A 16794-nucleotide genomic window follows, 5' to 3' on the forward strand; every position below is an offset into this window, starting at 1 on the left:
GGGAGAAATTTTCTCACTTCAAACAAAGGGGTATGTTTGTTATGTGATTAATTTCATGTTTATAATATAACACGCTAAAATGCGTCTTTCAACCTTTTAGATTAAATAAAATCACTTTGTCACAAACTTGTCATATTGAAAACGAATACATTCATACTAAGCTTTCATAAGCTTTTCAAAAGCGTCTAATTTTTGTTCAAATACTTGGCAAGCTTGTTCAATTGGTTCAGGAGTTGTCATATCTACACCTGCATTTTTAAGTATTTCAATTGGGTAATCTGAGCTGCCTTTTTTCAAGAATTCATTAATATATCTATCTACTGCTGGTTGGCCTTCAGTCAAAATTTGACGACTTAAACTTTGAGCCGCACTATATCCTGTTGCATATTGATACACATAATAATTCATATAGAAGTGAGGTATTCTTGACCATTCTTTACTAATATCTTCATCTGTTTCAACAGAATCACCAAAATATTGTCTATTCAGTTCTGCGTATTCTTCATTCATACGGTTTGCTGTAAGTGGCTCTCCTGCTTCTTCGATTTGATGAATCTTATGCTCAAATTCAGCAAACATTGTTTGTCTAAATAACGTTGCACGGAAACGTTCAAGCTCTTGATTAAGTAATAATAGTCTACGTTCATCATCTAAATGTTTGTCCATATAGTCGCTTAACAATGCCTCATTACATGTAGAAGCTACTTCTGCTACAAATATTGTATAACCACTTGAATTGGCTGGTTGGTTTTGACGACTGAAATAACTATGTGCAGAGTGTCCAAATTCATGCACTAATGTATATAAATCGCTCACTGTATTAGACCAATTTAATAATATAAAAGGATTAGTTAAATGCGCACCTGAAGAATAACCACCTGAACGTTTCCCTTTATTTTCGTATACGTCTACCCAACGATGATTTAACCCTTCTTCAACAACTTTCATATACTCTTCTCCCATAGGTTGTAAAGCTTTTACCATCCAATCTTTAGCTTCTTCATATGGCATTTCAAATTTCACATCTTTAACTAAAGGTGTATAAAGATCGTACATCTTCATATCTTCTAATCCTAATAAGTCTTTACGTAATTTCGTATAGCGATGTAATAATGGTAAGTAGTTATGCACAGTTTTAACTAAATTATCATATACTTCTTCTGGTATATGATTATTACTTAATGCTGCTGCTCTTGCAGTTTCATAATTATGTGTTTTGGCATTAAACACATTCTTTTTCACTTCACCAGCTAAAGTTGCGCTTAATGTATTGTTATAAGCACCATAGGCTTTATATAAATTTTCAAATGCAGATTTACGTAAAATACGATCATCTGATTCTAAACATTTTATAAACGTGCCTTGAGTTAATGAATGATGATTACCATCTTTATCAATGGCATCCTCGAATTCTAAATCAGCGTTACTAAACATACCATATACATTATCTGCTGTTGATAAGGCATCTTGTGCTTCAGTAAGTAATTTTTCTTTATCTGCACTTAAAACATGAGGTCGTTTTTCATTAATCAATTTCAAATCAAATGCGTAACGTTTTAAATCATCATTAGATTCAATAAAATTTTGGATTTGTGCTTCATCAATTTGTAAAATTTCTGGAACTAAGAAACTCCATCCAGAACTAAATTTAATAATAAGTTGATGCGCACGTGATTCGTACCCAGTGTACTTATCATTTGCAGTGTCTTGATCTTGTTTTAGATGTGCATATACATATACTTTTTCTAATTGAGAACCTAGTTCATCTTCTAAAGCTAACGCGTTATAAAGTGTTTCTGCACTATCAGCTAAATGACCTCTAAATTGTTCTTCTTGTCCTATGTTATTTTCCACTTCTTTAAATGCTGCTTCAAAAGCTTCATCTGATTCGAAAATAGTAGTTAAGTCCCACGTATATTCAGGGTACTTACGTTCTTGTTCTTCTCTTGTTAATTGTTCAGTCATAATATTAAGTAAACCTCCTATAAAGTTCATTATTATAATTTTCTCACGTAACAATCATTTTTGCACGTTATTAAGTCCAATGCTATAATTCAATTGTTGAAATTTTCTAACCATTTCACTAGCAATTTCTTCCTTATTAATATCACCTATATAAAATTCATTATACTCAATTAGTTTTATAAAATCACTTAAATTGTAAATGCGCTAGCATAAATAGAAGTTGTAATTGCCAATATACCGGATGAGATTTCACATATAATTGCTCTGGGAAAATTATGCCAAGGTGTTTACTTATCCATGCTTCTGATAATTGTAATTGGTACATAACGCTAAGGCTCGGCTCGAGTACCGAACGCCTATTACGACAATGCTTCAAGTATTTAGTAATTGCAGTTTCACTTAATTTTAAAGTTAAATTGTTATGTTGAATATTTACGTGAGTCGAAGTATGTATCAAAGTATCATTTGAAACAACCTCCCTTATCGCAACATAACGTTTGCCTCCTAGATATTGTAAAATCTTATATCTGTACAGTTGTTGGGTGTAACTATTCCAAGCAAATAAATGGCGCTCTTTCAAATTAATATAAGTCCGTTCATAAATTGTAAGCATTAAAATTTGTGTTACCTTATCATAACTTGGATTATTAATAATCCACACAACATCTAGTCCACATTTTTGTAAGGATATACTGCGTTTTTTTATATTTAATATCGTAATTCGTGAAAATTGTATTTCAATTGCTACACTGTGATTTATGATCAAATCAGGATATTGATAACATCTTGTTATATAAGGTTCTATGGCAACATCATAATTATATTTTTCAAACCATTGAGCAAGCTGGTATTTAAGTCGATAGTGTTCATAAGTTTCTCCTTTATTGCATGTAAGCCCCCTTTCACTTACATGGGCAAAATGAGGTGCAATGAACTGGCCCTTTTTAAATATAACCTTATTATGACAATGCGGACACGTATATTGATGCCCTTTATGAGCAATCTTTGCTGATATGATTTGGTTACTTTCATTTTTTGCACATAACAAAATTTTATCACCTCATTTTATTACACTGTTACTAACGCATAATTACTTTTAAAATATAGTAATAATAGAAACTTACTTATATACCTCTAACAATTGAACATTAAATAAAAAAGAGTACACAAAAAGACCTACTGAAAATTAAATTTCAATAGGCCTCAATTTTAAATTCAAAACATTTACATTATTCTGTCGCACTTGGGAAATAACGACGTACTTGTGACGCAACATTATGACTCATAATAATTTTTGCATAGTCGTTTAAATATACTTCTGATTTGTCAGTAGGATATGCGAATTCAAGTAATTGACTATAACTATCATTAATTGATTCTTGATCCACTGTTTCATCAAAATGAACAGCATAGTAGTATATATTATTAAAACTGTATAATAAATCTTCAAAGTCATCTATTGATTGATTATTGTGATGTGCATAATCAATCACTTCTTCTAAATCGTTAAATCTAACAATCACTGTACGTGTGCTTTGTTGTTTATGGTCGTTATTATCTTGGTTGTGGTTGCTTTCTTTTTGTTGTTGACGTTGTTCAAATAAATCTTCTAAACTATCATCTTGATCAAACGTCTGTGATAATAAATCATTTACTTGATAATCAAGTTGTTCGTTATCACCATTCTCTGACATATTAATAAGATCTTCATTTTTAGATTTAGATATTGTTACTTCAACACCTTTTTCAAAAGCATGTACTTGTATCCATAAAGGTCCTTCAACTACAAAATCTTCTTCTTCGTTGATTTCTTCCATCATGTTCCAAAAGAACTCTTCACCACGCTTACGATTTGTCCATAAATCCTCACGTTTAAAACCTCTAGCCTCTATATCACTATATGTTATAAATAATTTAACAGTAGTATCGTCAACACGCTCTATTCTCATATCATCTCACTCCTTACAGTCGATGAATAGTAATCATTATTGTATTAGAACGTAGTAATAATTACAATTGATTTGTTTCATTGATTTTTACTATTTCCTAATTGGTCTCTTATATTAACACATACCCTAACATAAGCCAAAAAAACAGCACTAATTACCAAGTGCTGTTTCGCATTTATCATTCTTTAATCAAATGACCAATTGTTTATAATAGTATTGAAATATAAAACAATCGGTTCGTTTGACTTCACTCTGAGTCTATTTGTTATGCTAAATATAATAAAGCCATAAAGCAACATCATAAACATGCTACTTTATGGCCAATATTGTAATTTTTTTAGTCAACCATACGTTGCGCTTCTTGTAATTGGAACGTACGTACTTTTCTTGGTAAGAAACGTCTGATTTCGTCTTCGTTATAACCAACTTGTAAACGTTTTTCGTCTAAAATAATTGGACGACGTAATAAACCAGGGTTATCTTGAATAATTGAATATAAATCTTGAAGCGGTAATGCGTCTATATCAACGTTTAACTTTTGGTAAGTCTTAGAACGTGTAGATATAATTTCATCTGTTCCGTCTTCAGTCATTTTTAAAATTTGTTTGATTTCGTCAATTGTTAAGTGTTCTGAAAAAATGTTACGCTCCGTATACGGAATGTCATGTTCTTGTAACCATGCTTTCGCTTTACGGCAAGATGTGCAACTTGGTGAAGTAAATAATGTTACCATACATCTCACTCTCCTATTTTTCATGAATTTAAATTCATTAGATTTCAATATTTATATGATTAAGAAACTTTTAAGTAAACTTCGTCTTCCTTAACCTTACAATCAAAGTATACCCTTTCAACATTAAAATTAAATGAGAATTCTTTAATTTTTATCAAAAAATTTAAAATAAAACCATTTCTCAATAAATTCAGGTAGAAATATTGATATGTCTATAGTTTAACATAAATTACAAATGATTGAAATACTGTTATAATGTAGGTAATATATATTAAATTAAATTTTAGAAGGTAGGCATCTAAAAATGGAAACATTATTTTCAGGTATCCAGCCCAGTGGTATTCCAACACTTGGTAATTACATTGGTGCATTGAAACAATTTAGTGAAGTCCAAGACGACTACAATTGTTTCTTCTGCATCGTGGATCAGCACGCAATTACTGTTCCACAAGATCGTTTGAAGTTACGTAAACAAACAAGACAGCTTGCAGCGATTTATTTAGCTTCTGGTATCGACCCAGAGAAATCCACACTATTCATACAATCAGAAGTACCAGCGCATATACAGGCGAGTTGGATGCTCACTACGATCTCTTCTATTGGAGAATTGGAACGTATGACACAATTTAAAGATAAAGCTACTAAACAAACTGAAGGCGTTCCAGCAGGTTTACTTACATATCCACCGTTAATGGCTGCAGACATCATAATCTATAACACGAATATTGTCCCTGTGGGCGACGATCAAAAGCAACATATAGAATTAACTAGAAATTTAGTAGATAGATTTAATTCTCGCTTTAACGATATTTTAATCAAACCCGAAATACGCATACCAAAAGTTGGTGGCCGTGTCATGAGTTTACAGGATCCGACTAGAAAAATGAGTAAAAGTGATGACAATCAAAAGAACTTCATTTCCTTACTTGACCAACCAAATACTGCAGCTAAAAAAATCAAAAGTGCAGTAACTGATTCAGATGGTATTATAAAATTTGATAGAGATAACAAACCAGGTATTTCTAATTTATTATCCATTTATTCTAGTTTAACGGATGAATCTCTAGAATCATTACAACTTAAATATAAAGACTCTAATTATGGTGTGTTTAAATCAGATTTAGCAGAAATCGTAAAAACATTCTTAACAGATTTCCAAGAAAAATATGAGTACTATTTTAATTCAGATGAATTAGATACTATTTTAGATAATGGTAGAGATAAAGCACAAAAAGTTTCTTTCAAAACATTGAAGAAAATGGAAAAAGCTATGGGCTTAGGTCGTAAAAGATAATTATAACGGGCACATTCTATTTGATTAGAATATGTCATAATGCCAACAAAGTCAGTGACTTTGTTGGCATTATTTGTGCTTGCTATCCGCAATCACAATCTCATCCTGTAGTCTTCAGCTAATGCTTTAAATAAATGTATAACTAATGGAAATAGAAATGTTGCCTTGATTTCAAATAAGTACGTACTAGTAAACTTTTAGTTTAATATGAAAGCAAACAGCACACCAACCTTATGTTGATGTGCTGTTTATAATATTTATTTTATTGTTAAAATTCTATTCTTTCTTTTCACCAGTTTCTCTATCAATACTCTTATCTATTCTTACATTTTTCAGAGATGTATCTCCTCCAATTTGGTGATAGATTAAGCCTTTAACTTGTGGATTTGTTAAATGCGCTTCCCCTTTTTGATATATCGGTGCAACTGGTGCATCTTCCAACATCATTTCTTCTGCTTTCTTCATAGCAGCATTACGTTCTTCCGGTTTTTTCAATAATTTGCCATTAGCATCTTCAATTAATTGATCATATTCTTTACTACCCCAGCCAGTATTATTCTGAGCAGCACCTGTTGTCATAATACTTAAGAATGTTAATGGGTCTGGGTAGTCTGGTCCCCAACCAGATAATGAGGCTTCGTGTGTTTCAGAGGACTCTTGATTCAAACGTTGTTTAAATGGTAATTGTTTAATTTTCATTGTGACACCAGGCAACGTTTTTTCTACTTGAGCTTTAATATATTCTGCTGAAATTTTTGAACTTGGTCTATCTTCAGTATTCATCGTGAATGTCAGATCTTTTATACCTAAATCTTTTTTAGCTTTTTCATAATGTTCTTTAGCAGCTTCTGGGTTATATGATAATGGCGAATCAATCGTTTCCGCAAAATCTTTACCATCAGGTGTTTCTGCTGTTAATTTAGATGTGAAACCATCTGTTGCTTCCGAACCATCATTTTTAACAGCATTTACATAGCCTTCTTTATTAATTGCTTGTGAAATTGCAAGTCTCATATCTTTATTCTTAAATGCTGGTACAGTTTTTTGGTTTAATTTGATATAAAATGTACTTGCTAATAAGCGTTTTTTCAAACCTGCATTATCTTCATATTTATCAACCTGGTCAGCAGTAATGACAGTATCATCAACAGAGCCTGTATCATATAATGACGCCCCTGCTTGTTGGTCTTTCAATACTTTATAATTTACACGATCTAAATGAACCGCTTCTTTATCCCAATAATCTTCATTTTTTACCAGTTGAATTTTATCTTCAACCCTCCATTGTTCTATTTTGAAAGGTCCATTAAACACTGTTTTATCAGCTGTAGTACCATATTGCTGACCATGTTTTTTAACAACTTTTTCATTTTGTGGCATAAATGTACCAAAAGCGAACATTTCATTAATATACGGAATTGGTTTGTTTAATTCTACTTTTAATGTATGATCATCAACTGCTTTAACGCCTAATTCATCCACATCTTTTTTACCCATATTAATATCTTCCGCATTTTTCAAATCGTACATAATATAGGCATATTCAGATGCTGTTTCAGGATTAACTACTCGTTTCCATGCAAACTCGAAGTCATGCGCAGTAACTGGATCTCCATTTGACCATTTAGCATCTTTACGCAATTCAATCGTTAATGTTTTACCGCCATTGCTTTCTTTAGGCATTTCCTTTGCCACACCTGGTTGCGCTTTATCATCTTTATCTAATGTATACAGCCCTTCATAAATTTGGTTATACATATCAAATGACACTGTATCTGTTGCCAATGCTGAATCCAGTGACGTAATATCTTGAGATAACACTTTTCTAAATACTTGTCCTTTATCTGAATATATACCTTCAGCACTACCACAGCCTGCTAATACTACTGTCAGCGCAATGAGTATCGTAAATAACTTAAACTTTTTCATCATAATCCCCCTTTCCCCTTTTATACAGACGGTTCCTGTGTTTCAGATTGCAGTTTTTCCGCTTCTTCATCTGTTGTAAATACATAATGGTTTGGTCGTACTTCGTGCAATGAACGCTTGTCATTGTTCTCTGCATCTTCTTTAAAAACGGTTCTCTTTCTCACTCTTTCACTTTCAGGATCTGGCTGAGGTACAGCTGAAAGTAAAGATTTGGTATAAGGATGCATAGGATGATGATAAATCTCATCAGCACTACCTAACTCAACGATTTTTCCGAAATGCATCACTGCAATTCTGTCAGAAATGTATTTCACCATCGAAAGGTCATGGGCGATGAATAAGAATGTAATGCCACGCTCTTTCTGTAATTTTAATAACAAGTTTACAACTTGCGCTTGGATAGAAACGTCTAATGCAGAAATCGGTTCATCAGCAATAATAAACTCTGGTTGTACTGCTAATGCACGTGCAATGCCGATACGTTGGCGTTGTCCACCAGAAAATTCATGTGGGTAACGGTTCGCATGCTCTTTACTTAGACCTACTGTTTCCAATAAATCATAAACACGTTTCTTACGATCTTTAACCCCAGAAGCAAGTTTATGTATATCAATACCTTCAGCTACGATATCCATAACTTTTAAACGTGGATTTAATGATGCATAGGGATCTTGGAAAATCATTTGTATTTTTTTATTAAATTTCAATGAGTCTTTACGATTTTTTATCTTTTGAATATCTACGCCTTCATATAGTATTTCTCCATCTGTAATATCATTCAATTTAATAATGGCTTTACCTGTAGTTGATTTACCACAGCCTGATTCTCCTACTAAACCAAATGTTTCCCCTTTAAATACATCGAAGGAAATGTTTTCGATGGCTCTAACTTCATTTCGCTTACCTTCATTAAAATATTGTTTTAAGTTTTTCACTTGTAATAGCACATCTTTATTATTTTCCATCGAACGACACCCTTTCTACTTGTTGAGGTTTATCGTAATTATTTGGCATTTCACGTAAACGTTTCTGCACCATTTTTGGCGGCTCAATATAAGGTGAACGTTCGTCCAACAACCACGATTTCACAAAATGTGTAGGTGATACTTGAAACCAAGGTGGTGGCGTCTTAAAGTCTATATCTAATGCAAATTGGCTACGCTCTGCAAAAGCATCTCCTTTAGGTGGGTGTAATAAATCTGGCGGTGTCCCTGGTATAGCTAGCAATTCTGTTTCTGAACCTGTAGTTAAATCTGGCATTGATGATAATAATCCCCAAGTGTATGGATGTTTAGGATCATAGAATATTTCATCTACATCTCCTGTCTCTATCATCTGACCACCATACATTACTGCCACACGATCTGCGATATTCGCAACCACACCTAAATCATGTGTGATGAATATAATTGATGTACTAATTTTATCTTGAAGCTCTTTCATCAACTCTAATATTTGTGCCTGCATCGTTACATCTAAAGCGGTTGTTGGTTCATCGGCAATCAATACTTTCGGTTCACATGCTAGTGCTGTTGCAATAACGATTCTTTGTCTTTGTCCACCTGAAAATTGGTGTGGATAGGCAGTGAAACGTTTTTCTGCATTTGGTAAACCTACTAAATTTAGTATCTCTAAAGCACGTTTTTTCGCATCTGTTTTGTTATAATTTCTATGCTTCATCAAAGGTTCCATAACTTGCTTACCAATCTTCATCGTTGGATTTAAAGAAGTCATTGGATCTTGGAAGATCATAGATATATCTTTACCTCTAAGTTTGACTAATTCTTGTTCTGATTTCTTTGCTAAATCTTCTCCTAAGAAATTAATTTCACCTTTTTTAATTCTACCTGCATCACCTTGAAATAATTTGGTGATTGCTTTTGTTGTGACTGATTTCCCCGAACCAGATTCACCGACAATTGCGAGTGTTTCACCTTTATCGACAAAGAAATCAACACCTCTAACTGCTTGCACTTCCCCAGCATCGATATCAAAGGAAACATGCAAATTATTCACTTCTAATACTCGTTCTGACATAAATGTTGCCCCCTTTTATTATCTGCGCATTTTAGGATCAAATGCATCGCGTAATCCATCACTAAATAAGTAGAAGAATAAAATTAATAAACTTAATACTACTGCTGGTATAAATAATTCATGCGGGTGAATTAACAGCATTGCTCTACCTTCATTTACTAACGAACCTAACGACGTCTTAGGTGCCGGTACACCAATACCAATGAAGCTTAAGAACGCTTCGAAGAATATGGCATTAGGTACTGTAAACATAGAAGTTACTACGATAACGCCAAGTGTATTAGGTAAAATATGTTTGAATATTAATTTTAATTTTGATGCACCTAATGTTGTAGATGCTAAGACAAATTCTTGTGTTTTTAATTTTAAGAATTCACCACGTACTACACGACTCATACCAATCCAACCCGTAAGTGCCATGGCTAAAATGATGGTCCAAATAGATGGCTCGAAAATTAATACGAATAAGATAACCACAATCAGTGTAGGTATCGAAGCAACAACTTCTATAATACGCTGCATGACATTATCTATCCGTCCTCCAAAGAATCCAGATATTGCACCATAAACAACACCTATAAATATATCTAGCAAAGCTGCTACCACACCAATGAATAATGATACTTGCGCACCTTGCCAAGTTCTTGACCATAAATCTCTACCTAATTGATCTGTACCAAACCAAAAGTTTTCTGTAACGCCTGCTTCTTTATAAGCATCGACACCTTTTGCGCCTTCACCATCAAATGGCAAAAATGGTATTTGATCTAGCACAGGTATTTTAGCTGGTAAGTTACGTCTATCTACATCTTGTTCTGCATAATCATGTGAACTTAATAATGGCCCAATTAATGCTAGTAGTACGATAAGGATTAAGCCAATCATCCCAACTACGGCCAATTTATTTTGTTTCAATTGCTTCCATGCATCTTGCCAAAAGTTTTTACTTTCTCTTTGCATTTCCGGTTCTTTTTCAATATCATTCTTACTTCTAATAAAATCAGATGCCGGTATACCTTCTGAAGTATGCGTCATAACCGCATTTGAATGATCATCTGTTAATTTTTCGTCTCTTTTATCAGCCATTATTTTTTACCCCCTTGTATACGGATACGCGGATCAATTAAACCGTATAAAATATCTACAATGAAAATGGAGACAATAAACAATGTACTGAATAAAATTGTTGTCGCCATGATAACTGGGAAGTCATTCGTAGTGATTGATCTCACGAATTGATCCCCTAATCCTGGCACACCGAAAATATTTTCAATTGTCAAAGTACCAGTTAAGATACTTGCTAACATCGGTACAATAATCGTAATAACCGGTATCAATGCATTTCGTAATGCGTGACCAAATAGTACTCTCATTGTTGAATTACCTTTTGCACGTGCTAACAAGATATAATCCGAACTTAAAACTTCTATCATCTCTGCTCTTATGTATCTTGCCACCGTTGCTAATACTGCTGCCGATAGTGCTAATGATGGCAGTATCGCGGTCGATATTCCTTCCCAACCTGCAACTGGTAACCATTGTAATCTAACTGCAAATACGTATTGTAGCAATACTGCTAAAACGAATGATGGTACTGATACTGCAATAACCGAAATGACGGTGGCTGTATAGTCGACCCAACTGTTTTGCCGTACTGCTGCTATAACTCCTAAAATCAACCCTAATATCACACCAATAACCATAGCTGTCAGTCCCATTTCAAGCGATGGTAATAATCTTGGTTTTATTAAGTCCCATACAGGTTGGTTATCATATTGGAATGAGTTACCAAAATCCCCCGTAACGACATTCTTTAAATAACTTGCATACTGTACAGGTACAGGTTCATTCAAACCATACTTTTCATTTAAAATTTGCTTCTGCTCTTCATTTAATTTTTCATCATTAAATGGTGAACCTGGCATAAGCTTCATTAAGAAAAATGTAATCGTAATGATTATGAATAATGATAAAATCATATATCCCAAACGCTTTAAAACATACTTAAGCATATTTTATCCCCCTTTAAATTCAGAATTAACATTCCCTTTGAAATATTCAGAATATTTATTAACATTATACTTTTACTTTACGTGTAAAGCAATATTGTTTTGCTTTACATTATTAAAGAATTTATTAACAATTTATTTTATAATCTTATACAAGTGTTGATATAATTGAATTTATAGAAGTTTATATTCATTTTTTAGTTATATTAAGTTACAATAAATTTATTGTATAATTGGAGGAGTTAATATGAAACGCATAACAAGTTTACTGATTTGGATACTTTTTACACCTTTACTTACTTTGTTAGTTTGGCTATTTGCTTCACATACATTAGTCCTATACATCAATACCTTTTTCTATATTTCCATTTCATTAGCTATCTTCTTCTTCATTATTATTGTTGTCCAAGAAGGTATTTTAGATCCTACAAGCTATGGTTTTAGAAGATTAAAATACCAACTTACTAACAAAAAACATAAAGACACACTCGAAAATGACGAGTTTTTCAAACCTACGCAAGCAAAAAAAGAAAATTATTTTGTTACGCCATGGGTTAAAATTGCATTTGCTTGTAATTTATTTTATTTATTACTCTCTATCGTAATTTCTTTTGCAATATAAAAGACTGCATTAGATATTGTTTATTTTTCAACAATACTCTAATACAGTCTTTTTATTATCTTGTTTCTATATTGGGATTAAAGAATAATGCATAGTAAAGTAAGACGAAACCAATTAATACAACTGCAGCAACATAGACTGACATCATCCATGGCAGTAAAAATGCCCCCAAAATCAATCCGAATCTAGATAATACATTGGCTCCATAATAAGATACCATGCCAAATGTAGAATAGGTACTGCGCTTGTCATCAGGTATCATTAAAAAGCGCTGCGCATTTTGAATCGGTGAATAAATTAATTCTCCTAACGTGGCAATGATTGCAAATAAACACAATATCCAAAATGCACTGGCTGACGTCAATACACTATAACCTATCGTATATAACACTATACCGATGATAAAGACATTTTTTTTAGAAGTTTGCGCTATAAGTCGATTCACTGTAAAAGTTAACGTCGCTACCACAATCGTATTGATAATCATAATGACAGTAAACATTCTGACACCATCTATGTAAAATCCTAAAAAATGAAAAGCTTCAAACTCATCTTTTAATCTAACTACGACATATGAATTTAAACTGAGTTCTGCCATAAAAACTAACATCATTCCTAAATTAAAAATCATATAGTATTTATCTTTAAGTACAACATGATAACTATTCACAAAATGTTTAAAGCGAGATGTTAGTTCTTCTTTCTTATTATAAATTTGTGCTACGTCATAATATTTTTCAAATAAATACCAACTCACTAACATAGCGAAGAAAAACATAATAAATAATAAATGCTTATGACCTAAGTATAGTAATGCACCTAACATCATCCCTATGGCCGTACTAATATTAAACATCCAATAATTGACTTGATATACATATTCCCTTACCTCTTCGTATATCGCATCCATGATGGCCGCATCAAAAATAGGTTGACTCGCCGCAAATAAAATTTCAAAAATAAATACTGTAGCACAAAAAATAATTAAACCGATACCATCCATAGTTACAGTTATACTTAATATAATTAAGCATATAGCATATAAGAAATGTATGTAATTAACGACTTTCTTCCTATTATAATTGTCGCCTAAGTATCCACCTAGAAAAGACACAAAAAAACTAACTACAATATTTGTGATTAAAAAAGCGCCAGCAAAAATTGCATTTGTTTTGCTCGTTAAATATAAAGCCATAAAGGGTAAAATCGCTTGACTCGCTACATTCAAGATGAAATCTGCTATTAATCTTGTTTTCAAAGTGGTTGATAACGTCATAAATTTTTTCAAATTTCATCCCTCCTGACTGCTAAATTATTCCCATTATACATGAATCGTTTGTTCTGTACACACAATTTTCAAAATTAATATTTTATCATTATAAAGTTAATAAAAATAAAATTGTAGTCTAAGTACAAACTTAGAATGTGTATTAACACTGAAAAAATAAAACCTCAACCTAAAAAACAGCCGAAATCTTAATTTCGGCTGTTTTCATTAATTTATATTCGTCTTAGACATATTCATTTTAAATCTTTTTAAATAAAAGTTTATAGATTTAGTCAGCGAACTTTTTTAATACGATTACAGCATTATGTCCACCGAAGCCTAAACTATTACTCATCGCATAATTAATTTCTAAGTCTTCCGCTTTATTTGGTACAATATCAAGATCACATTCTGGATCTGGAGAGTCTGCATGAATTGTTGGCGCAATACGACTATCTCTAATAGAAAGCGCAGAGAATATTGCTTCTAATCCACCTGTAGCACCTAGTAAATGACCTGTCATCGATTTCGTCGAACTTATCTTTAATGATGCAGCAGCTTCTCCAAACGTATTTTTAATTGCTTGGATTTCTGTTAAATCTCCAACTGGTGTACTTGTACCGTGTGCATTAAGATATTGTACTTCCTTAGCCTCTATACCAGCATCATCTAAAGCAGCCTGCATTGCACGCGAACCGCCTTCGCCTTCTGGTGAAGGTGCAGTAATATGATGTGCGTCGCCACTAGAACCATAACCTACAACTTCAGCATAGATTTCTGCCCCACGCGCTAGAGCGGAATCAAGAGATTCAAGAACTACGATACCAGCGCCTTCGCCCATAATAAAACCATCACGACCTTCTTGGAATGGTCTACAAGCTGTTTCTTTATCGTCATTTGTAGATAAAGCGCGACTTGCACTAAAACCTGCTAATGCCATATGCGTTATAGGTGCCTCAGCTCCGCCTGAAATCATTGCGTCTGCATCTCCACGTTGTATAACTTTGAATGCTTCACCAATTGAATTCGTACCTGTCGCACATGCAGTCACTGTCGCACCATTAGGGCCTTTAGCACCTAAATCAATTGATACTTGCCCTGCTGCCATATCTGGAATAAGCATTGGTACAAAGAAAGGACTCACGCGTCTAGGACCACGGTTTAATAATTGGCTATGTGAAATTTCAAATGTTTCCATACCGCCAATACCAGACCCAATCCATACACCTATTCTATTAGCAGTATTTTCGTTAATGACTAATTTAGCATCTTGTACTGCTTCTCTAGCTGCAACCACTGCGTATTGTGTAAAACGATCCATACGTCGCGCTTCTTTTTTAGGCATGTGGTCTTCAATATTAAAATCTTTTAGCTCACTCGCTAAATGAACATTATAATCTGTTGTATCTACACGTGTAATGGTATCAATACCGCTTACACCGTTTAGAGCATTATTCCATGATGTTTTTGCATCGTTACCAAGAGGTGATAATGCTCCAATTCCTGTAATTACAACACGTTGTTCTTTGGTCATATTTTATCCTCCTATTTTCCCCATCTTAATGTTACAGCGCCCCATGTAAGACCGCCGCCAAATCCTACTAGTACTAGGACATCATCATCTTTAATCTTGCCATTTTCTAATTCTTGAGAAATACTTAACGGAATAGAAGCCGCTGACGTATTACCATATTTATCTACTGAAACACTCATTTTTTCTTTTGGAATGCCTAAGCGTTCTCGCGCTGATTCCATAATTCTTATATTTGCTTGATGTGGTACAAACAAGTCTACATCTTCAGGTGTTAAATTTGCTTTAGCTACTGCATTGTTAGACGCTTCGCCCATGATTCTTACGGCAAACTTAAATACTTCACGTCCATTCATAGATATTTTTCCATTTTCAGGATTTAAATATAGATATTTACCACCTGAACCATCTGAACCTAATTCGTAGCTTAAAATACCACGGCCTTCAGATACTTCTCCAATGACAACTGCGCCAGCACCATCACCAAATAAAATTGCAGTTGAGCGGTCTGTAAAATCAGTGATTTTAGATAATTTATCTGCACCAACAACAAGTATGTTTTTGTAGTCGCCTGATTGAACAAATTGCTTGGCATTTATCATGGCATACATAAAACCACTACATGCTGCAAGTTGGTCCATTGATGCAACTTTACCAATGCCTAATTTTTCTTGTAATATGTTAGCAACTGTAGGAAACGGAAAATCTCCAGTTGATGTTGCAACGATAATCATATCAATTTCTGATGCTTCGATATTCGCATCTTCTATCGCTTTTAAACTTGCATGATAAGCTAAATCTGAAGTTTCTTCATCTTCATCCGCCCATCTTCTTTCTTTAATGCCAGTCATTTGTGAAATCCATTTATCTGAAGTTTCTAAAAATGATTCAAAATAGGTATTGTCTACAACATTTTTAGGTGTGTATGCACCAAAACCTTTAATACCCACGTCCATGGTTGTACACCTTCTTATTTTTAATTTTAATACCAGGTATTAATTTAACATAATACACATTTCAAATACAAGAACAACACCTAACATATAATATGTTTTACAGATTAATTATAATTTAAAGCTACTGTTATAACAATGTAAAACTATGAATCTAACTTTGCTACTATACAAATAGCGCTTTCTTATTTATAATGAACCTATATATATTATATTGGAGGCATTACATAATGAAATACCTCGCAACTTTATTTTGGTCTATTGTCTTATTGCAAATGATTAATTTTGTGCTTAATAGTTTAGCAGGCGGTGGCGAGCTTAATCTCATCACACCTATTGTAGGCGCGATATTTTTCACTATTATTATTGTATTATTTGAAATGGTTATTAAAGGCAATAATGATGATACAAAGGAACAACATTAGAACACGTCTATAATTAGACGCGAAAAAAAATGCCAACAAAGTCAGAGACTTTGTTGGCATTTTTTGTACTAATTTTTAAA

15 protein-coding genes are annotated in these 16794 nt (G+C 33.2%); 3 read left to right on the top strand and 12 right to left on the bottom strand.

Annotation, left to right across the window (positions count from 1 at the left end):
* Positions 1-156: 156 nt before the first annotated feature.
* The 4 genes from pepF to spxA form a co-directional block, all read right to left on the bottom strand.
* Positions 157-1965 (bottom strand): oligoendopeptidase F, encoded by a 1809-nt coding sequence (pepF, locus tag NSR03_RS07825; protein WP_002508099.1) that lies wholly within the window; start codon positions 1963-1965, stop codon positions 157-159.
* A gap of 184 nt (positions 1966-2149) precedes the next feature.
* Positions 2150-3013, bottom strand: coding sequence for a competence protein CoiA (locus tag NSR03_RS07830; RefSeq protein WP_176721774.1), 864 nt, complete (start codon positions 3011-3013; stop codon positions 2150-2152).
* A gap of 181 nt (positions 3014-3194) precedes the next feature.
* On the bottom strand, positions 3195-3914 hold the full coding sequence (gene mecA, locus NSR03_RS07835) for an adaptor protein MecA (RefSeq protein WP_002508101.1): 720 nt from the start codon (positions 3912-3914) through the stop codon (positions 3195-3197).
* Positions 3915-4251: 337 nt separating this feature from the next.
* Positions 4252-4647 carry a transcriptional regulator SpxA gene (gene spxA, locus NSR03_RS07840; RefSeq protein WP_002483765.1) on the bottom strand — a complete coding sequence of 132 codons (396 nt, stop codon included), beginning with the start codon at positions 4645-4647 and terminating at the stop codon, positions 4252-4254.
* 304 nt (positions 4648-4951) lie between these two features.
* Here spxA and trpS point away from each other — a divergent pair, with 304 nt between their 5' ends.
* A complete protein-coding gene (gene trpS, locus NSR03_RS07845; protein ID WP_002508102.1) occupies positions 4952-5941 on the top strand; it encodes a tryptophan--tRNA ligase in 990 nt (329 codons plus the stop codon).
* A 276-nt stretch (positions 5942-6217) separates the two neighbouring features.
* Here trpS and NSR03_RS07850 read toward each other — a convergent pair whose 3' ends face one another.
* The 5 genes from NSR03_RS07850 to opp3b are packed head-to-tail and all read right to left on the bottom strand — an operon-like array spanning position 6218 to position 11919.
* Positions 6218-7870, bottom strand: a complete 1653-nt coding sequence (locus NSR03_RS07850) for a peptide ABC transporter substrate-binding protein (protein WP_069821012.1) — start codon at positions 7868-7870, stop codon at positions 6218-6220.
* 20 nt (positions 7871-7890) lie between these two features.
* Entirely contained in the window at positions 7891-8835 is a 945-nt protein-coding gene (locus NSR03_RS07855; RefSeq protein WP_002508104.1) for an ABC transporter ATP-binding protein, read from the bottom strand.
* Complete coding sequence (locus tag NSR03_RS07860; protein ID WP_046465149.1) at positions 8825-9907, bottom strand: ABC transporter ATP-binding protein; 1083 nt, start codon at positions 9905-9907, stop codon at positions 8825-8827. Before NSR03_RS07860 ends, NSR03_RS07855 begins: the two co-directional genes overlap by 11 nt.
* 18 nt (positions 9908-9925) lie before the next feature.
* A complete protein-coding gene (gene opp3C, locus NSR03_RS07865) occupies positions 9926-10993 on the bottom strand; it encodes an oligopeptide ABC transporter permease (RefSeq protein WP_021339490.1) in 1068 nt (355 codons plus the stop codon).
* Positions 10993-11919, bottom strand: a complete 927-nt coding sequence (gene opp3b, locus NSR03_RS07870) for an oligopeptide ABC transporter permease (protein ID WP_021339489.1) — start codon at positions 11917-11919, stop codon at positions 10993-10995. The genes opp3C and opp3b overlap by 1 nt, the downstream gene beginning before the upstream one ends.
* A gap of 244 nt (positions 11920-12163) precedes the next feature.
* On the opposite strand from opp3b, the gene NSR03_RS07875 reads away from it, so the two are divergent.
* Positions 12164-12538, top strand: coding sequence for a DUF3899 domain-containing protein (locus tag NSR03_RS07875; RefSeq protein ID WP_021339488.1), 375 nt, complete (start codon positions 12164-12166; stop codon positions 12536-12538).
* Positions 12539-12593: 55 nt separating this feature from the next.
* Here the strand turns inward: NSR03_RS07875 and NSR03_RS07880 are convergent, their stop codons facing one another.
* The 3 genes from NSR03_RS07880 to NSR03_RS07890 all read right to left on the bottom strand — a co-directional run bounded on the left by NSR03_RS07880 (position 12594) and on the right by NSR03_RS07890 (position 16292).
* Entirely contained in the window at positions 12594-13826 is a 1233-nt protein-coding gene (locus tag NSR03_RS07880; protein ID WP_065367377.1) for an MFS transporter, read from the bottom strand.
* A gap of 268 nt (positions 13827-14094) precedes the next feature.
* On the bottom strand, positions 14095-15339 hold the full coding sequence (gene fabF, locus NSR03_RS07885; RefSeq protein WP_002508110.1) for a beta-ketoacyl-ACP synthase II: 1245 nt from the start codon (positions 15337-15339) through the stop codon (positions 14095-14097).
* Positions 15340-15350: 11 nt separating this feature from the next.
* Positions 15351-16292, bottom strand: coding sequence for a beta-ketoacyl-ACP synthase III (locus tag NSR03_RS07890; protein ID WP_002508111.1), 942 nt, complete (start codon positions 16290-16292; stop codon positions 15351-15353).
* Between the two features lie 227 nt (positions 16293-16519).
* On the opposite strand from NSR03_RS07890, the gene NSR03_RS07895 reads away from it, so the two are divergent.
* Positions 16520-16714 carry a DUF2929 family protein gene (locus NSR03_RS07895; protein WP_002508112.1) on the top strand — a complete coding sequence of 65 codons (195 nt, stop codon included), beginning with the start codon at positions 16520-16522 and terminating at the stop codon, positions 16712-16714.
* Positions 16715-16794: the final 80 nt, after the last annotated feature.

It is taken from the genome of Staphylococcus sp. FSL W8-1207 (assembly GCF_038003745.1).
GTDB lineage: Bacteria > Bacillota > Bacilli > Staphylococcales > Staphylococcaceae > Staphylococcus > Staphylococcus equorum.